Source organism: Marivita sp., from assembly GCF_022763305.1.
GTDB lineage: Bacteria > Pseudomonadota > Alphaproteobacteria > Rhodobacterales > Rhodobacteraceae > Marivita.
Map to the genome: position 1 here is coordinate 137,170 of NZ_JALEGT010000055.1, position 21,396 is coordinate 158,565.

At 63.3% G+C, this 21,396-nt stretch carries 23 protein-coding genes; 14 read left to right on the forward strand and 9 right to left on the reverse strand.

Annotated elements, in window-relative coordinates; genetic code table 11:
* Nucleotides 1–55: 55 nt before the first annotated feature.
* From pdxA to lptF, 5 genes are read right to left on the reverse strand one after another with little or no spacing between them, the layout of a single operon-like run.
* A complete protein-coding gene (gene pdxA / locus MRY75_RS11340) occupies nucleotides 56–1,024 on the reverse strand; it encodes a 4-hydroxythreonine-4-phosphate dehydrogenase PdxA (protein ID WP_292307845.1) in 969 nt (322 codons plus the stop codon).
* Entirely contained in the window at nucleotides 1,021–2,250 is a 1,230-nt protein-coding gene (locus MRY75_RS11345) for a peptidylprolyl isomerase (RefSeq protein WP_292307847.1), read from the reverse strand. Before MRY75_RS11345 ends, pdxA begins: the two co-directional genes overlap by 4 nt.
* Nucleotides 2,238–4,391, reverse strand: coding sequence for an LPS assembly protein LptD (gene lptD, locus MRY75_RS11350; RefSeq protein WP_292307849.1), 2,154 nt, complete (start codon nucleotides 4,389–4,391; stop codon nucleotides 2,238–2,240). The genes MRY75_RS11345 and lptD overlap by 13 nt, the downstream gene beginning before the upstream one ends.
* Nucleotides 4,391–5,485: an LPS export ABC transporter permease LptG gene (lptG, locus tag MRY75_RS11355; protein ID WP_292307851.1), complete on the reverse strand. Its 1,095-nt coding sequence runs from the start codon at nucleotides 5,483–5,485 to the stop codon at nucleotides 4,391–4,393. Before lptG ends, lptD begins: the two co-directional genes overlap by 1 nt.
* Nucleotides 5,482–6,591, reverse strand: coding sequence for an LPS export ABC transporter permease LptF (lptF, locus tag MRY75_RS11360; RefSeq protein ID WP_292307853.1), 1,110 nt, complete (start codon nucleotides 6,589–6,591; stop codon nucleotides 5,482–5,484). The genes lptG and lptF overlap by 4 nt, the downstream gene beginning before the upstream one ends.
* A 152-nt stretch (nucleotides 6,592–6,743) precedes the next feature.
* On the opposite strand from lptF, the gene MRY75_RS11365 reads away from it, so the two are divergent.
* The 3 genes from MRY75_RS11365 (at nucleotide 6,744) to lpdA (ending at nucleotide 10,240) form a co-directional block, all read left to right on the forward strand.
* Nucleotides 6,744–8,219, forward strand: coding sequence for a leucyl aminopeptidase (locus tag MRY75_RS11365; protein ID WP_292307855.1), 1,476 nt, complete (start codon nucleotides 6,744–6,746; stop codon nucleotides 8,217–8,219).
* A 4-nt stretch (nucleotides 8,220–8,223) separates the two neighbouring features.
* Complete coding sequence (locus tag MRY75_RS11370; RefSeq protein ID WP_292307857.1) at nucleotides 8,224–8,682, forward strand: DNA polymerase III subunit chi; 459 nt, start codon at nucleotides 8,224–8,226, stop codon at nucleotides 8,680–8,682.
* Between the two features lie 166 nt (nucleotides 8,683–8,848).
* Nucleotides 8,849–10,240 carry a dihydrolipoyl dehydrogenase gene (gene lpdA, locus MRY75_RS11375; RefSeq protein ID WP_292307858.1) on the forward strand — a complete coding sequence of 464 codons (1,392 nt, stop codon included), beginning with the start codon at nucleotides 8,849–8,851 and terminating at the stop codon, nucleotides 10,238–10,240.
* Nucleotides 10,241–10,369: 129 nt separating this feature from the next.
* Here the strand turns inward: lpdA and MRY75_RS11380 are convergent, their stop codons facing one another.
* Genes MRY75_RS11380 through MRY75_RS11395 form a run of 4 tightly spaced genes read right to left on the reverse strand, consistent with a single transcriptional unit; the run spans nucleotide 10,370 to nucleotide 12,673 of the window.
* Nucleotides 10,370–11,113, reverse strand: a complete 744-nt coding sequence (locus MRY75_RS11380) for an SDR family oxidoreductase (RefSeq protein ID WP_292307860.1) — start codon at nucleotides 11,111–11,113, stop codon at nucleotides 10,370–10,372.
* Between the two features lie 48 nt (nucleotides 11,114–11,161).
* Nucleotides 11,162–11,740, reverse strand: coding sequence for an HD family hydrolase (locus tag MRY75_RS11385; RefSeq protein ID WP_292307862.1), 579 nt, complete (start codon nucleotides 11,738–11,740; stop codon nucleotides 11,162–11,164).
* A 30-nt stretch (nucleotides 11,741–11,770) separates the two neighbouring features.
* The gene (locus MRY75_RS11390; protein WP_292307864.1) at nucleotides 11,771–12,007 is read right to left on the reverse strand and encodes a hypothetical protein; all 237 of its coding nucleotides are present in this window, start codon (nucleotides 12,005–12,007) and stop codon (nucleotides 11,771–11,773) included.
* A 12-nt stretch (nucleotides 12,008–12,019) separates the two neighbouring features.
* Nucleotides 12,020–12,673, reverse strand: a complete 654-nt coding sequence (locus tag MRY75_RS11395) for an alpha/beta hydrolase (protein ID WP_292307866.1) — start codon at nucleotides 12,671–12,673, stop codon at nucleotides 12,020–12,022.
* Between the two features lie 175 nt (nucleotides 12,674–12,848).
* Between MRY75_RS11395 and MRY75_RS11400 the strand changes: the two genes are divergently transcribed.
* The 11 genes from MRY75_RS11400 to MRY75_RS11450 all read left to right on the forward strand — a co-directional run bounded on the left by MRY75_RS11400 (nucleotide 12,849) and on the right by MRY75_RS11450 (nucleotide 21,388).
* A complete protein-coding gene (locus MRY75_RS11400; RefSeq protein ID WP_292307868.1) occupies nucleotides 12,849–13,307 on the forward strand; it encodes an Rrf2 family transcriptional regulator in 459 nt (152 codons plus the stop codon).
* A 113-nt stretch (nucleotides 13,308–13,420) separates the two neighbouring features.
* Nucleotides 13,421–14,464 carry a cysteine desulfurase family protein gene (locus MRY75_RS11405; RefSeq protein ID WP_292307869.1) on the forward strand — a complete coding sequence of 348 codons (1,044 nt, stop codon included), beginning with the start codon at nucleotides 13,421–13,423 and terminating at the stop codon, nucleotides 14,462–14,464.
* Between the two features lie 24 nt (nucleotides 14,465–14,488).
* Nucleotides 14,489–16,012 (forward strand): Fe-S cluster assembly protein SufB, encoded by a 1,524-nt coding sequence (gene sufB, locus MRY75_RS11410; protein ID WP_292307871.1) that lies wholly within the window; start codon nucleotides 14,489–14,491, stop codon nucleotides 16,010–16,012.
* A gap of 45 nt (nucleotides 16,013–16,057) precedes the next feature.
* A complete protein-coding gene (locus MRY75_RS11415) occupies nucleotides 16,058–16,237 on the forward strand; it encodes a hypothetical protein (RefSeq protein WP_292307873.1) in 180 nt (59 codons plus the stop codon).
* A complete protein-coding gene (locus tag MRY75_RS11420; protein WP_292307875.1) occupies nucleotides 16,234–16,554 on the forward strand; it encodes a heavy metal-binding domain-containing protein in 321 nt (106 codons plus the stop codon). The genes MRY75_RS11415 and MRY75_RS11420 overlap by 4 nt, the downstream gene beginning before the upstream one ends.
* A gap of 63 nt (nucleotides 16,555–16,617) precedes the next feature.
* Nucleotides 16,618–17,373 carry a Fe-S cluster assembly ATPase SufC gene (gene sufC, locus MRY75_RS11425; protein WP_292307877.1) on the forward strand — a complete coding sequence of 252 codons (756 nt, stop codon included), beginning with the start codon at nucleotides 16,618–16,620 and terminating at the stop codon, nucleotides 17,371–17,373.
* Complete coding sequence (locus tag MRY75_RS11430) at nucleotides 17,373–18,650, forward strand: SufD family Fe-S cluster assembly protein (protein ID WP_292307879.1); 1,278 nt, start codon at nucleotides 17,373–17,375, stop codon at nucleotides 18,648–18,650. Before sufC ends, MRY75_RS11430 begins: the two co-directional genes overlap by 1 nt.
* Nucleotides 18,651–18,656: 6 nt before the next feature.
* The gene (locus MRY75_RS11435) at nucleotides 18,657–19,145 is read left to right on the forward strand and encodes a YIP1 family protein (RefSeq protein ID WP_292307881.1); all 489 of its coding nucleotides are present in this window, start codon (nucleotides 18,657–18,659) and stop codon (nucleotides 19,143–19,145) included.
* A complete protein-coding gene (locus MRY75_RS11440) occupies nucleotides 19,142–19,732 on the forward strand; it encodes a YIP1 family protein (RefSeq protein WP_292307883.1) in 591 nt (196 codons plus the stop codon). Before MRY75_RS11435 ends, MRY75_RS11440 begins: the two co-directional genes overlap by 4 nt.
* A complete protein-coding gene (locus MRY75_RS11445) occupies nucleotides 19,725–20,945 on the forward strand; it encodes a cysteine desulfurase (RefSeq protein WP_292307885.1) in 1,221 nt (406 codons plus the stop codon). The genes MRY75_RS11440 and MRY75_RS11445 overlap by 8 nt, the downstream gene beginning before the upstream one ends.
* Nucleotides 20,946–20,959: 14 nt before the next feature.
* Nucleotides 20,960–21,388: a heme-binding protein gene (locus MRY75_RS11450; protein WP_292307886.1), complete on the forward strand. Its 429-nt coding sequence runs from the start codon at nucleotides 20,960–20,962 to the stop codon at nucleotides 21,386–21,388.
* The last annotated feature ends 8 nt before the right edge of the window (nucleotides 21,389–21,396 follow it).

A 21,396-nucleotide genomic window follows, 5' to 3' on the forward strand; every position in this document is an offset into this window, starting at 1 on the left:
CCTGCGTCGTTTTTTCAAAGATATGCAAAGTCCGCCCCATTCGTTCGCGCAGCACTCAAACCCGTGCGCAGGCCATCTGCCACGCCATGCGCAGCGCCTCGATGGTCGAGCTTGGGTTGGCTGTGCCGGTGCCCGCAATGTCAAAGGCTGTGCCATGGTCGGGCGAAGTGCGGATGATCGGCAGGCCCAGCGTCACGTTTACACCCCGGTCGAAATCGAGCGTCTTGATCGGGATCAGCGCCTGATCGTGATACATGCAAATCGCCGCGTCATAGCGCTGACGGGCTGCGGCGTGAAACATCGTGTCTGCGCTCATCGGGCCTTCGAGGCTCAGGCCCTCCTTGCGCAGCGCGGCCAGCACGGGCGCGATCAGCGTCTGTTCCTCGGTGCCCATCTTCCCGCCTTCCCCGGCATGGGGGTTCAGCCCGGCCACTGCAAGACGGGGCTTTGGGATGCCGAACTGCGTCACCAGCGCGTCATGGGTGATGCGGATGCGGGTCTCCAGCAAATCGCGGGTCAGGCTGCGCGGCACATCAGACAGCGGGATATGGATCGTCACCGGCACGACCCGCAACTGTGGCCCTGCCAGCATCATCACCACGTCGGTCCTGTCGCAGAGATGCGCAAGAAATTCCGTATGGCCGGGAAAGCCGAACCCGGCACCGTCCTGCAGCGCCTGTTTGTGGATCGGCAGCGTGCAGATACCACCCGCCTTGCCGGACGCCGCCAGCGCCACCGCGCGTTCGATCACCGCCACGACGCCCTTTGCCTGCGCCGGTTGCGCGACACCCGGGGTGCGTGGGCCGTCAAAGCGGTGCGGCAGAACGGGCAGGGCGGATCCCAGGGCCGACACCTCGTCCGGTGCCGCAATCTCGACCCAGTCCGTGCCCTCGGGCAGATGGTCCGGGTCTCCGATCAGGAAGAACGGCACCTCTCCGCGCAACGCTGCCCAAGCCATACCAGCCAGCTCGGGTCCGATCCCGGCCGGCTCCCCGATGGTCAGGGCAATCGGCGCTGGGGTCATTGCGTGACGATGCGGGCGTCTGCGCGCAACTGGGCGAGATAGCTTTCCGACAAGGACTGAAGCCGCTGGTTGCGCAGTCCGATCGCGAACTGGTCCCGATCCACGTCGTCATTCACCTCGGCGGTCCGACCGCACAGCATCAGGAACACCAGCGTCTGCCCGTTCGAGCGCGTCAACGCCGTGGAAACCTCGCCGGGATCGAGCTTTGCCAGTTCGAACGCGATGTCCGTCGGGATCTCGGCCGGGGGCAAAGCCTGGCGGTCCAGCACCTCCGCAGGCTGGCCCTTGGCGACACCGTAGAGGTCATCACAGCGGTCCACCCGGCTGGCCAGCACGCGCGCCTGGGCCAGGGTCGCTTCAGAGCGGCCTCCTGGGAGGTAATACGCGGCATATTCGATGGCGGAATAGGTCGGTGCGGTGAAACCGGTCTCTTCGACCGCGCGCAGCTGGAACAGCGCCACGGCGTTCGGGATCGGGATCGGATCGGTCACTTCACCCGGTGCCAGCGCAAGCACGAGGGGACGCAGCACCGGCGGCAGGTCTTCGAGGTTCTGCCACGGCAGACGTCCGCCAGCACCGCGTGAGGCGGTGGCGGAATACTGACGGGCCTGCGCCGAGAACTCGGCTTCCGAGGTGATCTGGCTGATCCGCTGGGCGCGCGCCTGAACGGCTTCGGCCTGCGGCGGCGGTGCCGGCATGATGATCTCCGACAGCAAGACCCGAACCGACGATCCGCCGGACGCGCCAAGCGCACGGTCCACTTCGGCTTCGGAGAGCGTCACCCGACCGGCAAAACGGGCCTGCACCAGCAACCGCCAGCTCAGACCGGCGCGCACGAAATCGCGGAAGGTCTGCGCCGAAACACCGGCTCCCTCAAGCGCCTGGATAAACTCATCCCGGCTGAGATTGGCGCGCTGCGCAAACTCCTCCATCCCGTCCAGCACCTCTTCGGTCGAGGGCACGATCCCGGCGGCTTCGGCGGCCTGCAGGCGCAGCCGGTCGTTGATCAGCTGCTCCCGGGCCAGCTCGTTGGTGTCGCCCGGCGCCCGCAGCACGGTCAGCATGCGCGCGCGCTGCTCCAATTCGTAGGCTGTGACGACGCTGTCATTGATCTTGATGACTGGCGCAAAAAGGTTCTGGGCCCCGGCTGTCACCGGGCCGAATGCCAGCGCCACCCCAAGGGCCAGGGCACTCAGGTTGCGAAGGGATGTGCTCAGTAGCTGCATGAACGGCGGTACTCCTTGCCGCTGCCGCCGGTGCTGAAGCCAGTCAGCGCGACGGTCAGGCCGAAATCGGTAGATGGTTCGAGGTTAGTGGAAGAGGCAAAGCTGCGCGAGACCGAAAAGTCCACCGCGACACATTCGTTGCGGTATTCCGCACCAATTCCTGCCTCCAGAAACTGTCCTTCGACAATGTCGTATCGGGTGTTTCCGGTCGCGGTCCAGTTGCGGTCGATATTGTAGCGCCCGTTGACGCGCCATTGCGATTGCGCGGCGTCGCGCTCTTCCAGCGGATCGGTGGTCAGAAGAATGTAGGACGCGCCAAGGACATAGCGGTCGCGGGTGACGTTGGCGCGCATCTCGGCCTTGCTGAAGCGGGTTTCCCCCGTGTCGTACAGGCCGCGGGCGAGCAGTTGCAACCCGTTCTTGTGCGCAAACTGGCCCGCGATCAGCCAGTCCGACGCGGTGTCGTCCTGCCCGGACGAGCGCGAGAAAGCGGTGTCTTCCTCGTCGCGCCAGACCCGGCCCAACACCAGCGATGCGCGCCAGCCTTCGGAGTCCTCGCGCATCCAGCGCAAGCCTGCCGCGCCCACAAGACCCCGTTCCCGCCGATCCGGTGCCGGAAAGCGCGAGAGCGACAGAAGGTTGCCCTCGTCGAATTCGGCGCGGGTGCTTTCATCATTCGGTACGCCCGACCGGTCTCCGCCGATCCATCCCACCTGTGCGATGGGTTCAAGAAGAACCCGGCCGCCATTGGTTGTCTGCTTGACGAGCGGCCAGCGCAGTTCGAGCGATCCGGCCGGAGTGACCTCGGTGTAATCGCCCTCGGCCACGGCATCCTGCTCGACGATGAAATGGTCAACCCAGACCTGCGTTACCGCCCCGGCGCGCAGCCCGCCGGGCAGGGTCCAGCGGTCGCGCCAGCTCAGGTCCAGATTGGCCCGCGCCACGTCGCGCCCATCGACAATGCTGTCGGCATCGCTGCCGTCGATATCCCGATCCGAATAGCGGTAATGCCCGTGCAGCTGGAACCCCAGACGGACCTCGCCGCCCACGCGTTGCGGGAAATAGCGGCGGTTGTAACGCAGATCACCGATGATGGTCGGCTGGGTGGCATTGTTTTCGCCGTCGGTCAGGCTTTCGTAATGGATGAGCCCCAGGGAAAAGAACTGGTCCCGGTCGGTGCGGGACAGAGTGATGGCGCTGTCCAGCCGGTCCTTCTTGAACGCGCTGTTGTAGTCGTTGAGATAGGCTTCGTCGCTGACCGCCTCGATGTCGAAGGACAGGCGGAAATTGCGGGGCAGGGCGAACGCCCCTTCGGCAAAGAGCAGCCCGCGCGCCTCGCCGCTTTGCAGGCTGTCCTGGCTGAGAGCGCCGTTGACCGTGATGTTGCCTGTCCGAAACGCCTGTCGGTATCTTAGCTCAAGCGTGCGGGTGATGGGCGACACGTAGGGTGTAAGCGTCAGATCCGCGTGATCGCCGATGGGAATGAAGTAGGGCAGCTTGATCCCGAACCCCAGCAGCGTCGAAGTCTTGAGTTCGGGAATCAGAAACCCGCGCGCCCGTTTGAGCGTCGGATCGGGAAGGCGCATGCGGGGAATGTAGAAGACGGGCACACCCAGAACACGCAGTTGCGCATTGTCGAAATAGATCTGGCGTTCTTCGGCATCATGCACGACCCGGGTGGCCCGGATCGCCCAAAGTGGGGGACGGTCGCTGCCACAGACCTGGCAGGACGTGGCCGCCACCTGGCTCATCGTCGTGTAGCGCCCCTCGACCCTGACCGCGCGGGCCGAGGCGATCTGCAACTGGTCATCCAGAACGAACCGCGCGCTTTCCAGCAATCCATTCCTGAAACCCTGGTCCAGCTCGGCCTCCGTGGCTGTCAGGACATCGCCATTCGGCTGGGTGATGCGGATCGGGCCCTCAATCCGCACCCTGTCGGTCGCGCGATCGTAGATGATCGTCGAGGCGGTCAGTCGCGTTCCGTCGTAGAGCGCCTCGACATTGCCGGTCGCGACAAGCGTCTCTCCGCCGCGCTCGACCAGAACCTGATCCGCCAGCAGCATCACGTCGCTGGTCTGCGCCTGCGCCGGGGCCGACCCGAGAAGTGCGGCCAGCATCATGCCAAGAAGCGCCCGCCGCATCACCCGTCCTCCCGGTGCAGGATCAGACCGAGCGCGAGCAGGACCGATGCAAGCGGTGGGACCCAGGCAGCCACCAGCGGATTCAACTGCCCGTTCTCACCCAGAATCTGTGCGAAGTTCCGCACGTAATACAATGAAAAGCCAAGCAGAACCGCCGACAGTACAGCAATACCCGTACCACCCATCCGGCTGTGCCGCATGGTAAAGGCCGCCCCGATCAGCACCATCGAGATCAGGAACACCGGCCGCGCCAGTTCCATCTGCAACCAAACCGCATGCCGCCGCGCCGAAAAGCCCGCCTCTTCGAGATCGGTGATGAAGCCCTGCAACTCCCACACGGAAATGGCCGATGGCCGCCCGAACCGATCCTTGATGCTGTCCTCGGTCAGGGTCGACGCCACGCGCAACACCTCGTGGCGCACAGAATTCGTTTCGGGGTTCACGCCCGCGACCAGGGGCCAGACCTTGGCCTCGCGCAACGTCCATGCGCCATCCTCGAGCTCTGCCTCCGCTGCCTCGATCCGGCGCACCGGACCGCCCCCTTCGGCATAGGCCACGAACATCACGTCATAGAGCACGGTGCCATTGGCATTGGCCCGCGCCGCGCGGATCACCGTCTGACCGCGCGGGTCGGACTGGCGCAGCCATAGCCCCTCCGCGCCGATGGACAGGGCCGAGGTGCCGCCATTGCGATAGGTCTCGCGCAGATCGGAATAGGCTTTCGACGTGGCCGCCACGATCGGATTGCCCATGGCCACCGTCAGCCCGCCGATCACCGCCGCCACGACGATCGGCCCCACCAGTGCCGTGAGCCCGGATCGCCCGGCGGCGCGCGCCACAACCAGTTCCGACGACCGCGCCAGCGCGACAAAGAGAGCGATGGAGGACAGGATCATCACCAGCGGCAGGATCTGGTACAGACCTTCCGGCGTATTGAGCAGCGTCAGCCGCATCACCTCGGCAAAGCTGACCGAATTATCAAGCCGCCGTATCTGCTCGACCAAGTCGAGAAGCACTTGAAACAGAAAGAAAATTCCAAAGATCGCCAGAAAGGTCCACAGAAATCGGCGCGCAAAGTAAAAATGCAGCGTCATGCCGACACCTCCGCCGCTGCGCCGCGCGGCTGTCGGAAGGGACGCGCCGCCAGATGCAGCACGATCCCCGCCATCGCGAGCCCCACGATGGAGGGAAGATAGATCAGCGGCCACAGGGCGGCACTGCTGCGCGTCGGATCGGTCACAGCGCTTTCCACCAGCTTGATGACCACCAGCAGGAAAATCGCGATCACGATCTGGCGGCCCACACCAAAGCGGCTGAAGCTTCCGGTCAGAAGCGTGGCGAACCCGATCAGCGCTGCCACCAGCCCCAGCAGCGCCTGCTGGAAACGCCCGTGCAGTTCCTCGTTGATCCGGGCAAGAGGCACGTCGGTTAGCGCCGCCATCTCCTCGGGCCGGGTCAGCATGTCCCAGGTGGCCAGGTGCCGGGGCCGCAGGCTCATGTTCTGGTTCTGCACGATCAATGTGCTGATGTCGTACGTGAAATCCTGGAAAATCGTGGTGGACAATGTCCGCGTATCGGGCCGGAGCGTCTGCGCGAGGCCACTCACCATGACAAGACGCGGGCCTTCTTCGGCCTGCACCACATAGGCGCGCTCGGCCGTGTAGGTCACTTCACGGTCCGCCTGCCTCCGATCCGACAGGTAGACGTCCCGCAATTCACCTTCGGGGGTGATTTCACGGATAAAGAAGGTCACCCCGGGCCCCGGATGCAGGAACGTGCCTTCGCGCAGAAGCCGTGCGCTCACCGACCCCGAGATCTCGACCTCGCGCTGCTTGAGCTGCGCAACAGAGGCCGGAACAAGGAAATGGGTCAAGACCGACATCATCAGTGCCACGATCAGGCCGAACATCACCACAGGTCGCGCCAATCGCCACGGGCTGTAGCCGGTGGCCTGCACCACGGTCAGTTCAGAATCCCCCATCAGCCGGTTGGTGACATAGACGGCGGCGGCAAAAGACGCCATCGGCAGCACCAATGCGATCACGCCGGGCAGGCTAAGGGCCGTGAACTCAAGGAACACGCCCGCCGAATGACCGTCGGCGATCAGCCGGTCAAACAGCACCACCGCGCGGTTCACCCAGTAGACGGCCACCAGAACAAGCGAAAAGAACCCAAAGAGGACCATGAGTTGCGACAGCATGTATCTGTCGAATCTTGGCACTACGGACCCCTTCACACGACATGAGGTGGGCCGGGATGGCCCACACCCTAGGGTTTGCGGGAAAAGCCGCCTCTGGTCAACCGGGCGCACGGGCGCTAGGCCTATATCCAAACCAACATGAGGAGCAGAACATGGCGGAACTTCGCGCACTCACCTTCGTGCCGGTCGATCTGGAGTCTCTGGCCACGGCGGAGGGACGGATTGCCGTCTTCATCACGCCCGATCTCAAACTCAGCGCCGGGGCGCGTCGGCTGAACCGGTTGACCAAGGGCGCGCTAGCCCGGGCAACCGGCTCGGAGGCATGGGACAAGCTGGGTGAAGGCAAGGCGATGTCGCTCAACTGGCCTGCCGGGCTGCAGGCGCAGGCGGTGGATCTGGTCAAGCTTCCGCGTCGCCCGGCACCGGATCTCGCGCGCAAGGCCGGGGCGGCGCTGGCGCTGTCTGCCGGGTCATCCGCAGTCACGGTGCTTGTGGAGGGCACCGGGCGCCCCGAGGAAATCGCACTGGGGCTTGCGCTGCGCGGCTACGGGTTCGACGATCACAAAACGAAAAAAGGCGATCCGTTCGGGACGGCCACCCTGATGTGCACCAAACCCGACGAGGCCGAGGCCGCCGCCGCGCCACGGCTGGCTGTGGCGGAAGGGGTCCATTTCACGCGGAACCTTGTGAACGAGCCGGCCAACATCCTGACCACCACCGAATTCGCCAAGCGTCTGGAAGGCCTGCGCGATCTTGGGGTCGAGGTCGAGGTGCTCGAGGAAAAGGCGCTGGCAAAGCTGGGCATGCGCGCCTTGCTCTGTGTGGGGCAAGGGTCTGAAAGCCCGTCCAAAGTGGTCATCATGCGCTGGAAGGGCGGGGCCAAGGGCGACGCGCCTTTGGCGCTGATCGGTAAGGGGGTGGTGTTCGACACCGGGGGCATCTCGCTCAAACCCGCGGCTGGTATGGAGGACATGACCATGGACATGGGCGGCGCGGGTGTGGTCGCCGGTGTCATGCACGCCGTCGCCAAACGCAAGGCCAAGGCCAATGTCGTGGGACTTGTGGGGCTGGTCGAGAACATGCCCTCGGGCAGCGCCGTGCGTCCGGGTGACGTGGTGACGTCGATGAAGGGTGACACGATCGAAGTCGTGAACACCGACGCCGAAGGCCGTCTGGTGCTGTGTGATGTCATGTGGCACGCGCAGGAGACCGAAAAACCCGCCGCGATGATCGACCTCGCCACCCTGACGGGGGCCTGCATCATCGCGCTGGGTCACGAGAACGCCGCCGTCTATTCCAATGACGACAGCTTTGCCGGCACATTCCTCAAGGCTGCCGAAACCGAGCGCGAGGGCGCGTGGCGGATGCCACTTGGGCAGGCCTATGACGACATGCTGAAATCTCCGGTGGCAGACATGAAGAACATCGGCGGCCGTCCCGCCGGGTCGATCACGGCGGCGCAGTTCCTCAAACGGTTCGTCAAGGACGACATGCCATGGATTCACCTCGACATCGCGGGGGTTGCCCATGTGAAGAGCGATCAGGAGCTGTCGCCCAAAGGGGCCACGGGCTGGGGGGTGCGGGCGCTCGACCGGCTGATTTCGGACCGGTTCGAGGCCAAGGACTGACCTCATGGGCGCGGCCTATTTCTACCACCTGACGCAAAAGCCGCTTGAGGCGACCTTGCCCATGCTTCTGGGCAAGGCGCTTGGTGCGGGATGGCGCGTTGCGGTGCGGGGAACCGATGCCGCGCGGATGGACTGGCTGGATCAGAGACTGTGGCTGGGACCGGAAGAGGGGTTCCTGCCACACGGGCTGGCGGGCGGGCCGCATGACGCGGCGCAGCCGGTTCTGCTGACCGTGGCGCATGAGGCGGCAAACGATCCGCAATGCCTTATGAGTGTCGACGGGGCCGAAGTGGCCCCGGACGAAGTGAACCGATTGGAACGGGTCTGTATCCTTTTCGACGGCAATGACCCCGCAGCCGTTGAGGTCGCACGCGGCCAGTGGCGCAGCCTGACCGGTTCGGGATGTTCGGCGCAATACTGGTCCGAGGAGTCCGGGCGCTGGGAAAAGAAGGCGGAAGCCTGATTTCACACGCGTTAACAGAAGGTTAAACGGTCAGGAGGTGTGACCCATTGTTTCGCACGCGAAACATTGGGTCCGTTCCGGACCTAACCGCCAAGCCCCATTGTGAGCCCTGACGCTTTGGCCTACGCTTTGCCTCAAACCTGACCTTGAGAGAGGAGAGCAGGCGATGAGCAAGAGCTTCGACATGATCGTGATCGGCGCAGGCCCCGGCGGCTATGTCGCCGCCATCCGCGGCGCACAGCTTGGGCTGAGCGTGGCCATTGTCGAACGCGAACATCTCGGCGGCATCTGTCTCAACTGGGGCTGTATCCCCACGAAGGCCATGCTGCGCACCTCCGAGGTGTTCCACCTCATGCACCGCGCCAAGGAATTCGGGCTGAAGGCCGAGGGCATCGGTTATGATCTCGACGCCGTCGTCAAACGCTCGCGCGGGATTGCGAAACAGTTGAATTTCGGGGTGGGGCATCTTCTGAAGAAGAACAAGGTCACCGTGGTGATGGGCGAGGCCACGATCCCCGCCAAGGGCAAAGTGCAGATCAAGACGGACAAGGGCGTCGAAGACCTGAGTGCGAAGAACATGGTCATCGCCACCGGCGCCCGTGCGCGGGAACTGCCGGGGCTTGAGGCGGATGGCGATCTGGTCTGGACCTACAAACACGCGCTGGTGCCGAACCGGATGCCGAAAAAGCTGCTGGTGATTGGATCGGGCGCCATCGGCATCGAATTCGCGAGCTTCTACAACACGCTGGGTGCCGACACGACGGTGGTCGAAGTGATGGACCGCATCCTGCCGGTCGAGGATGCCGAAATTAGCGGTTTCGCAAAGAAACAGTTCGAAAAGCAGGGCATGAAAATCCGCGAAAAGGCGATGGTCAAGCAACTGGATCGCGGCAAGGGCACGGTCACTGCCCATATCGAACAGGGCGGAAAGGTGACGAAAGAGGTGTTCGACACCGTTATCTCGGCCGTTGGCATTGTCGGCAACACCGAAGGGCTGGGGCTCGAGGCGCTGGGCGTGAAGGTCGACCGCACCCATGTGGTGACCGACCCGATGTGCCGCACCGGGGTCGAGGGCGTCTATGCCATCGGTGACATCGCCGGTGCGCCGTGGCTTGCCCACAAGGCGAGCCACGAAGGCGTGATGGTGGCCGAACTGATCGCCGGTGGGCATCCGCATGCGGTGGAGCCGGACAGCATCGCGGGCTGCACCTATTGCCAACCGCAGGTGGCCAGCGTCGGCCTGACCGAGGCGCAGGCCAAGGACATGGGCTATGACGTCAAAGTCGGGCGCTTCCCCTTCATCGGCAATGGCAAGGCGATCGCGCTGGGGGAACCCGAGGGCATGATCAAGACGGTGTTCGATGCGAAAACCGGCGCGCTCTTGGGGGCGCATATGGTGGGTGCCGAAGTGACCGAGTTGATCCAGGGCTATGTGGTCGGGCGGCAGCTTGAGACCACCGAGGAAGACCTGATGCAGACGGTCTTCCCGCATCCAACCCTGTCGGAGATGATGCACGAAGCGGTGCTGGATGCCTGGGGCCGGGCCATTCACTTTTAATCCGGCGTTAACCGAATCTTCCTAAGTATTTTCTGGAGTGTTTTGAGATTTTTCGTACGAAAAATCTCAGCCCGCCCCATAAAATTCTGGGGGCTCGGTTTGGCTTGGCTCGGCGTGGGCAGGCAGGGGTCAGACGTGCTGTCCGCCATTCACCTCGATCTCGGTGCCGGTGACATAGCCGCTCTGACCCGAGCACAGGAAATAGATCACATCCGCCACCTCCGACGGCTGACCAAGCCGCCGCATCGGCAGTTTCTCGACGATCTTGTCGGTGCCTTCGCTCAGGATGCTGGTTTCGACCTCACCCGGCGCAATGGCATTCACGCGCACCCCCAAAGGCCCGAAATCATGGGCCATTTCCCGTGTGAGCGCGGCAAGGGCCGCCTTGGACGTCGCATAGGCCGCCCCGGCAAACGGGTGAACGCGGGACCCTGCAATCGACGTGACATTGACGATGGCACCCTGCGCCTTTGCGAGCTCCTCTTTCAGCCCGCGTCCCAGAACCACCGACGCGAAGAAATTGACGTGAAACACCTTGCCCCAGTCGCGCAGATCGGTGTCGAGCGTGCTGAGCCGTTCTCCCGCAGGCCCCTTTGGCGAGATCCCTGCATTGTTCACCAGCGCATCGAGCCGCCCGCCGTCCAGCCGTTCCTTGACGATACGGACCGCCTCCATCGTCTGCTGCGGATCGCTCAGATCAACCTGGATGTGGTTGCGCTCGCCGCCGGGCCAGGGGCAGTTGGGCGAAAACGCCTGCCGCGAACAGCTGATCACGCGCCAGCCTTCGGCGGCGAATTTCTTGACCGTGGCGTGGCCGATGCCCCGGCTTGCGCCGGTGAGCAGAAGGGTGCGGGGGTGATCGGTGTCTGACATGAAGGCACCCTAGGCCGAGTCGTCACTCGGCGCGAGGGGCAAAGCGTGTCAGGATCGGCCGGCGAAGAACGCGGCGACCTTTGGCTGAAGCCACGCCCAGATCTTCGGCGCGCCTGTGGCGATCTTGGGGCCGATCCGGGCTTCGAACATGTCGTGGGTCACCGAGTAGTCGATCCACGATCCGCCGCCGGACGCCAGATTCTGCATCGGTGGCTGCATTCGGTCGATGGATTTCGCGAATTGCGCCTCGGGGCTTTCATTGGCTTCGAATTCGTCCCAGAGCGCCCGGAACGCCGATGCCTGATCGGCAGGCAGAAGGCCGAAAATCCGATCGGCGGCTGCCGCTTCGCGCAGGGCCATTGCGTCCGCGTCATGGTCGCCGAAGACCGGTGCGTCGCCCGCGTCGATTTCGACGAGGTCATGCAGAAGGAGCATCCGGATCACCTTGTTGATGTCGAGCGATGTTTCGGAATGTTCCGCCAGCACAAGCGCGTAGAGCGCGATGCGCCAGGAATGCTCGGCGCTGTTCTCGTAGCGGCTGCCATCACAGAGCGTGGTGGCGCGCAGCACGGATTTCAGGCGGTCGACTTCGGTCAGGAACGCCATCTGTTGATCGAGCCGGGACATCGGACCTCTTTCGTTAGGGGACCCGAAGGCTCAGTTCCCGAAATTGGCGTCTTTCTTCTGGCCCTCGATCCGGGCACGGATGAAGGCGCGGGCCTTGCGTTCGGCAAGGCGCACGCGGATCGCCGTGAGAAACGCCTCTTCCAGCGTGGTCGAGGCCGCGCCCAGTTCCGCCGCGACCTCCATGAAGAAGCGGTCATCGTCGAGATGCTTCATCGCCTTGAGCGTGTCATCCGCAAGCTTTTCGGCGATCTCGTTGACCATCGACATTGGATTGGGTCCTCAGCGGCTGTTCTCGGTCAGGCGGCGTTTCACATAGCCGGACACATGGTCGATCATCGTGTCCATATGCGGTTCCTTGAAGAAATGGTCCGCACCTTCGATCTCGGTATGGGTGACGGTGATGCCTTTCTGTTCCGAAAGCTTGCTCACCAGAGACTTCGTGTCGGCGGGCGGGGCCACGCGGTCGCCGGTGCCGTTGATGATCAGGCCGGAGGACGGGCAGGGCGCGAGGAACGAGAAATCGTACATGTTGGCGGGCGGGGAGACCGAGATGAAGCCGGTGATCTCGGGGCGGCGCATCAGAAGCTGCATGCCGATCCACGCGCCAAAGCTGAAACCTGCGACCCAGCAATGTTTGGAATTGTTGTTCATCGACTGCAGGTAGTCGAGCGCGGAGGCCGCATCGCTGAGTTCGCCGATCCCCTGGTCATATTCGCCCTGGCTGCGCCCGACGCCGCGGAAGTTGAAGCGCAGCACGGTGAAGCCCATGTTGTAGAAGGCGTAATGCAGGTTGTAGACCACCTTGTTGTTCATCGTCCCGCCGAATTGCGGGTGCGGGTGCAGGATGATGGCAATCGGCGCGTCGCTTTCCTTTTGGGGATGATAGCGGCCTTCGAGGCGGCCTTCGGGTCCGGGAAAAATCACCTCGGGCATAGGCGGTGGTGGCTCCTGCTTGGGCGCGGGTGCAGCGGTCCGTAAATCTTGACAGCTTCACTCAGGCTTCTTAGAATGGTTCTAAATCGGGGGTCTGCCCCCGAATTGGTTATCCGCACATAGGCAATTGGCCATGCAAGGTCAATTGTGTCGCAGGGGCGTTTGGGAGACGGCCATGAAACTGAGTACCAAAGGACGCTATGCGATGGTCGCTCTCGCCGATATCGCGCTGCAGCCCGAAGGCACGTTGGTGACACTGGGCGATATTGCCCAGCGGCAGGATATTTCACTGCCCTATCTCGAGCAGTTGTTCGTCAAGCTGCGGCGCGCCGGATTGGTGACGTCGGTACGCGGCCCCGGTGGCGGGTACCGGCTGGCCAAGGCGGCCAGCGATATTCGCGTGGTCGATGTTCTGGGCGCTGTCGACGAGACGGTGGACGCGATGCACAAGGGGGCGGGGGCCTCGGGTGGTCTGTCGGGCAGCCGGGCGCAATCCATGACCAACCGGTTGTGGGAAGGTCTGTCGGCGCATGTCTATGTGTTCCTGCACCAGACGCGCCTGTCGGATGTGGTGGGCAATTCGCTGGCACCCTGTCCGGCGGTGCCGAACCTCTTTGCCGTGGTGGACGAGTGATGGGATCGCATTGGCTGCACCAATACGATGGTCAGGGGGCGCTGCCCCCTCTTGGCCTGCGGCCAATTCACCCCCGAAGTATTTTTGAACCAGAGAAGCCGGGGGCGGTCTGAGTGGGGCGGGTGTATCTGGATCACAACGCGACCACGCCGCTGCGTCCCGAGGCGCGTGCGGCAATGATCGCGGCGATGGATGTGGTGGGCAATCCGTCCTCGGTCCATGCCGAGGGGCGCGCGGCAAAGGCGCTTTTGGAGCGTGCGCGGGCGCAGGTGGCGCAGGCGTTCGGCGCGGATGGGGCGGATGTGGTCTTTGTCTCGGGGGCCACCGAGGCGGCGGCGCTGGCCTGTGCCGGGCGCGGGCTGGTCGGGGCCGAGATCGAGCATGATGCGGTGCGGGCCTGGATCGATCCGGTGCTGGCGGTGGATGCCGCGGGGCAGGTGTCCGTGACCGCGCCGGAGAACACGGCGCTGCAACTGGCCAATTCCGAGACCGGGATCGTGCAGGACCTGCCGCCGGGATTGGCCGTGGTGGATGCGACGCAGGCCTTTGGCAAGCTGCCCGTGGCCTTCAACTGGCTGGGCTGCGAGATGGCCCTGATTTCGGCGCACAAGCTTGGGGGACCCAAGGGTGTCGGCGCGTTGGTGATGAAGCGCGGGACCGATCTTGCGGCGCAGATCCGGGGCGGTGGGCAGGAGATGGGCCGCCGGTCCGGGACGGAGAACGTGATCGGGATTGCCGGATTCGGGGCTGCGGCCGAGGCGGCGGCGCGCGATCTGGATCACGGGATCTGGGATGAGGTGGAAAAACTTAGAAACATTCTAGATTCGGCTATTGAGGCTGACGCTAAAGAGACTATTTTTGTCGGGAAAGATGCGAGGCGCCTGCCGAACACGACCTGTTTTGCAACCCCCGGCTGGAAGGGGGAGACTCAGGTGATGCAGATGGACCTCGCCGGTTTTGCGATCAGCGCCGGGTCCGCCTGTTCGAGCGGCAAGGTGAAGGCCAGCGCGGTGTTGACGGCGCTGGGGTTCGATACGGCCACCGCCAGCAGCGCGATCCGCGTGTCGCTGGGGCCGCAGACAACCGAAGACGACGTGATGCGGTTTGCCGAAACCTGGCAGGCCAAACGACAGAAACACCGCGCGCGGGCCGCGTGAGAAACAGGATCAGGGGGCACGAACATGGCTGCTTTGGATAATGTGACCGTCAAGGAAGGCGTGGATCAGGAAACCGTCGAAGCGGTGCGCCAGGTCGGTGGCAAGTACAAGTACGGCTGGGACACCGATATCGAGATGGAGTACGCGCCGAAGGGGCTGACCCCGGACATCGTACGTCTGATCTCTGAAAAGAACGACGAGCCGGAATGGATGACCGAGTGGCGTCTGCAGGCCTATGAGCGCTGGCTCCAGAAGGAAGAGCCGACGTGGGCGATGGTTGAATACCCCGAGATCGACTTTCAGGACCAGTATTACTATGCGCGACCCAAAAGCATGGAGACCAAGCCCAAGTCGCTGGACGAGGTCGATCCCAAGCTGCTGGCGACCTATGAAAAGCTGGGTATTCCGCTCAAGGAGCAGATGATCCTTGCTGGGGTCGAGGGGGCCGAGGATGCGCCGGCCGAGGGCCGCAAGGTGGCGGTCGATGCGGTATTCGACTCCGTCTCCGTCGGCACGACCTTCCAGAAGGAACTGAAAGAGGCGGGCGTGATCTTCTGTTCGATCTCGGAGGCGATCAAGGAGCATCCGGAGCTGGTCAAGAAGTACCTGGGGTCCGTGGTGCCGGTGTCGGACAACTTCTATGCGACACTGAACAGCGCGGTTTTCTCGGACGGCTCGTTCGTCTACGTCCCGCCGGGGGTGCGCTGCCCGATGGAGCTGTCGACTTATTTCCGGATCAACGCGGAAAACACCGGGCAGTTCGAACGCACGCTGATCATTGCGGACAAGGGATCCTACGTGTCCTACCTTGAAGGGTGCACAGCGCCGCAGCGCGACACCGCGCAGCTTCATGCGGCGGTGGTCGAGATCATCGTCGAGGAAGACGCCGAGGTGAAATATTCCACCGTCCAGAACTGGTATCCGGGTGACGAGAACGGCAAGGGTGGCATCTACAATTTCGTGACCAAGCGCGCAGACTGCCGGGGCGACCGGGCGAAGGTGATGTGGACACAGGTCGAAACCGGCTCTGCCGTGACGTGGAAATACCCGTCCTGCATCCTGCGCGGTGATGACAGCCAGGGCGAGTTTTATTCGATCGCCATCGCCAACAACATGCAGCAGGCCGATACCGGCACGAAGATGATCCATCTGGGCAAGAACACCAAGAGCCGGATCGTGTCGAAAGGCATCAGCGCGGGCAAGGCGCAGAACACCTATCGGGGTCTGGTGTCGATGCACCCGAAGGCCAAGAACAGCCGGAACTATACCCAGTGCGACAGCCTGCTGATCGGTGACAAGTGCGGGGCACATACGGTTCCCTATATCGAGGTGAAGAACAACTCGAGCCGAGTCGAACACGAGGCGACCACATCCAAGGTGGATGACGATCAGCTGTTCTACTGCCGCCAGCGCGGCATGGACGAGGAAGAGGCCGTGGCGCTTGTCGTCAACGGGTTCTGCCGCGATGTGCTGCAGGCGCTGCCGATGGAGTTTGCCATGGAGGCGCAACAGCTTGTGGCGATCTCGCTTGAAGGGTCCGTGGGTTAAGGAGAGCCGGGGCGGACCACACTGGTCCGCGCCGCAAGACATGCCATGCCGATCTCCTCGATCCTGATCACGTCAGTTGTGACCGGTGTGTTCTGCGCGGTGTTTGCAGTGGTGGTGGATGCGGTGACCGACGCGCTGGCCATGTGGATGGCGATTGCACTGGCTTTTGCGTCCGGATTTCTGGGGTCGCTGTTTGCGCAGCTTGTATTGAAGAGGAAGACATGATCATCACGACGACCAACAGCATCGAAGGCCAGAAGATCCTTGAATACAAGGGGATCGTGGTGGGTGAGGCGATCATGGGGGCCAATGTGGTCCGGGACGTTTTCGCGTCGATCACCGACATCGTCGGAGGCCGGTCGGGCGCTTATGAGGCCAAGCTGCAGGACGCGCGCGATGTGGCGATGCGCGAGTTGGAACAGCGGGCGCTGGCGCTTGGGGCCAATGCGGTTGTGGGCGTCGATCTGGATTACGAAGTGGTCGGCAATTCGATGCTGATGGTGTCGGCAAGCGGCACCGCCGTGCTGACCGATCGCGGCTAGACCGGGTTTACAGAAGAGATACAGCCCGCCGGGGTGGGCAAGTGACTGGAAAAGGGCAAGAACATGTTGGAAATCAAGAACCTGCACGTGCAGCTTGAGGAAGAGAACAAGCAGATCCTCAAAGGTGTGAACCTGACGGTCGAGGCCGGCAAGGTGCATGCGATCATGGGGCCGAACGGCTCGGGCAAGTCGACACTGTCTTATGTCCTGTCCGGCAAGGATGGCTACGAGGTGACCGAGGGCTCGGCGACGCTGAACGGGGAAGACATCCTCGACATGGAGCCGGAAGAGCGCGCGGCGGCGGGTGTGTTCCTTGCGTTCCAGTATCCGGTGGAAATCCCCGGTGTCGGCAACATGACCTTCCTGCGGACGGCGGTGAACGCGCAGCGCAAGGCGCGGGGCGAAGAAGAGATGTCGGCGAGCGAATTCCTCAAGGTCGTGCGTGAGAAGGCCAAGGAACTGAAAATCGACGCCGAAATGCTGAAGCGTCCGGTCAATGTGGGTTTCTCGGGCGGTGAGAAGAAGCGCAACGAGATCCTGCAGATGGCGATGCTCGAGCCGAAGATGTGCATCCTTGACGAGACCGACTCGGGTCTTGATGTGGACGCGATGAAGCTGGTGGCCGATGGCGTGAACGCACTGCGCGACGAGGGGCGCGGGTTCCTTGTCATCACGCACTACCAGCGTCTGCTGGATCACATCAAACCGGATGTGGTGCATATCATGGCGGATGGCCGGATCATCAAGACGGGTGGCCCCGAGCTTGCGCTTGAGGTGGAAAACAACGGTTACGCGGACCTTCTGGCGGAGGCAGTGTGATGGCGTTGCCGCAGATCAAACAGGACGCCACGGACGCGCGGTTGGCCGCGCTTGAGATGCCCCAGGGCGGCTGGGCGCAGGCGGCGCGCGAAGACGCGATTGCGCGGGTGCGCAGCATGGGTCTGCCAAGCGGTCGGGACGAGTATTGGAAATACACGCGCCCGGACACTCTGGTGCAGCCCGAGGCCCCCAAGGCAGCCCTTCTCGAAACCGACGAAGCGCCGATCTTCGGCGAGGTGGACCGGCTCAAGATCGTGTTCATCGACGGTGTGTTCAGCGCCGAGGAGTCGGATGATCTCGCGATGGAGCATGTCAGCATCGACCGTCTGGCCGATGCGCGGGACATTCACTGGGCCAAGGACGTCTATGGCGTGCTTGAAGCCCGCGGGCAATCTCCGGTGCAGCGCCCCTTGGCGGCGCTGAACACGGCGTTCGCCACCGATGGGCTGCTGATCCATGTCACGGGCACCGCGCCCAAGCCGATCAGCCTGATTTATCGCCATGAATCAGAGGTTTCTGATGCGATCCTCCACCATGTCGTGAAGATCGACGCAGGTGCCGAACTGACGCTGCTGGAGAACGGCCCGGCTGCGGCGCGCTTCAACAAGTGCATGGAGGTCGAGATCGCGGATGGCGGTACGTTCCACCATGTCCGTGCACAGGGGCGTGACCATGAACGTCGTGCCGTGACGGCCATTTTCACCCGGTTGGGTGAGGAATCGGTGTTCAAGTCCTTCACCCTGACGGCCAACGGTGTGCTGACGCGGAACGAATGCGTGATCGAGCTGACCGGCGACAATGCGACCGCGCACGTGGCCGGGGCCTGTGTGGGTGACGGCGACTTCCACCATGACGACACGGTGTTCATCACCCATGACGCGCTGAACTGCGAAAGCCGTCAGGTGTTCAAGAAAGTGCTGCGCAACGGTGCAACGGGCGTATTCCAGGGGAAAATCCTTGTGAAGGAAGGCGCGCAGAAGACCGACGGCTACCAGATCAGCCAGTCGCTGCTGCTGGACGAGGACAGCCAGTTCCTCGCCAAGCCGGAGCTTGAAATCTACGCGGACGACGTGGCCTGTTCGCACGGCTCGACATCCGGTGCGATCGACGAGGAGGGCCTTTTCTACCTGCGCTCGCGCGGGATCGAAGAGGGGCCGGCGACGGACCTGCTCACCATCGCCTTCCTTGCCGAAGCCGTCATGGAGATCGAGGACGAAGCCCTGCAGGACGAGATCAACGGCCGTGTCGAGGCGTGGCTGTCACGGCGGCGCGGCTGAGCGGAGATGCCCTTCACGCAGGATATCGCGGCCACGTATCGCGGGCCGGGCAAGGTTGTGCGCCGTCTGGTGAATGCCGGACAGCGCGAGGACCGGGCCTTGGCCATCCTGATGGGGGCCTGTGCGATCCTGTTCATTGCCCGATGGCCTGCCTTGGCGCGTCAGGCGCATCTGGAAGGGCTTGAACTGAACATGCTGTTGGGCGGCACGCTCATGGCGACGCTGTTCCTGGCCCCGTTGCTGTTCTACGCGCTGGCCTTTGTGGCGCATCTGATCGCGCGGGCGGTTGGCGGCAAAGGTCCGTCCTTCAATGCACGGATTGCCCTGTTCTGGAGTCTCTTGGCCTCGTCCCCGCTGATCCTGCTGAACGGGCTGGTGGCTGGCTATATCGGCGCGGGCATTCAGTTGACCATCGTGGGTCTGATCTGGTTCTGCGTGTTCATGTGGTTCTGGATCGCGGGCATGCTGTCCGTGTATCGCGGAGGCGCTGCGTGACGATTGCGGGGTTCTTCCGGCTGGCGGTGAACACCGTTGTCGCCCCGCGCGATGTCGCCCGGCTGCTTCTGGCGATGAACCTGCCGTCGCAGGCGCTCTGGCTGGCCTTTGCGCTGGTGATCGTGCTCAACACGCTGATGTTCTCGGTCTCGCTGTTGCTGGTTCCGGCGGATGATATGTTCGGCCCGGTGCTCGCCAGCCCGACCGTGTTCGGCACCATGTTGGGCCTCTCGGTCGGCGCTTTGATCGTGGCGGTGACCCTGTGCGGTCGTCCGCTGGGCGGTACGGCAAGCTTTGCGCAGATCGCCATTCTGGTGATCTGGCTGCAGGCGTTGCGGGTCCTGATGCAGGGCGTGGTGGCCGTGCTGGGGCCGGTGAGCCTGTTCCTGTCGGGGGTCGTGATCAGTGCCGCGTCGGTGCTGGGCATCTGGATCTTCGTCAATTTCATTGATGTGGCCCATGAGACCGGCAGCCTGCTGCGCGCAGGTTTGGTCTTGTTGCTGGCCGTTGTCGGCATGATGCTGGGGCTGAGTCTGATCTTCAGCCTTCTTGGCGTCCAGACCGGAGGAATACCTGGATATGTATGACGTCACCGAGATCCGCCGCGATTTCCCGATCCTGTCGCGCGAGGTGAATGGCAAGCCGCTGGTCTATCTCGACAACGGGGCCAGCGCGCAGAAGCCTCAGGTGGTGATCGACGCGATCACCCGCGCCTATGCCGAGGAATACGCCAACGTCCATCGCGGGCTGCATTACCTGTCGAATCTCGCGACCGAAAAGTACGAGAGCACGCGGGGGGTGATCGCCAAGTTCCTTGGTGTGAAGGACGAAGACGAGATCGTCATGAACACCGGCACCACGATGGGGATCAACACCGTGGCTTATGGCTGGGGGATGCCGAACCTGCAGGCGGGGGACGAGATCATCCTGTCGGTGATGGAGCATCACGCCAATATCGTGCCCTGGCATTTCCTGCGCGAACGTCAGGGTGTGGTGATCAAGTGGGTCGATGTGGACAGCACCGGCTATCTGGACCCGCAGGCGGTGATCGACGCGATGGGGCCAAAGACCAAGCTGGTCGCGGTCACGCATCTGTCCAACGTGCTGGGCACGGTTGTCGATGTGAAAACCATCTGCGAGGCCGCGCGGGAGCGTGGGATTGCCACGCTGGTCGATGGATCTCAGGCGGCGGTGCACATGCCCGTCAATGTCGAGGAGATCGGCTGCGATTTCTACGCCATCACGGGGCACAAGCTGTACGGTCCTTCGGGGTCTGGTGCAATTTACATGCGCAAGGCGCGGATGGCCGAGATGCAGCCTTTCCTTGGCGGTGGGGACATGATCCGCGAGGTCCACAAGGACGAGATCACCTGGAACGACGCGCCGATGATGTTCGAGGCGGGCACTCCCGGCATCGTGCAGCAGATCGGGCTTGGTGTCGCGCTCGACTACATGATGGGGATCGGGATGGAGAACATCGCGGCCCACGAGAAAAAGCTGCGCGACTATGCTCGCGCGCGTCTGGACGGCCTGAATTGGCTGCAAGTGCAGGGTACAACGCCTGACAAGGCGGCAATCTTCAGTTTCACGTTGGATGGCGCCGCGCATGCGCATGACATCTCGACCATTCTGGACAAGAAAGGGGTCGCGGTGCGGGCGGGGCAGCATTGCACCGGGCCGCTGATGGAACATCTGGGCCTGACCGCCACCTGCCGCGCCTCGTTCGGGATGTACAACACGGAAGAAGAAGTGGACATATTGGTGGATGCGCTCGAACTGGCGCATGATCTATTTGCCTGAACTGGGGGGAGAGAATGGCAAACCTATCGCTGCGCCGCGCGCGCACCATCATCCGGAAGACGCTTGAAGCGGGGCGTGCAGCGGACATGAAACCGCTGTCGGTCATCGTGCTGGACGCGGGCGGCAATGTGCAGGCGTTCGAGCGCGAAGACGGCGCAAGCCCGGGTCGCTTCCAGATCGCCCATGCCAAGGCCTATGGGTCGGTCATGCTGGGCATGGCGGGCGGCGCGCAGAAAAAACGCGCGGAGGAACAGTCCTATTTCATCACCGCTGCCGGTGCGGCCCTTGGCGGGCATATGGTGCCGGTGCCGGGGGGAGTTCTGGTGCGGGACGCAAAAGGCGCGATCCTTGCCGCCGTGGGCGTGACAGGCGACACCTCGGACAACGATGCAGCTGCCGCCAAGGCCGGGATCGAAGCGGTGGGTCTGACCGCCGAAATATAAGGAACAGC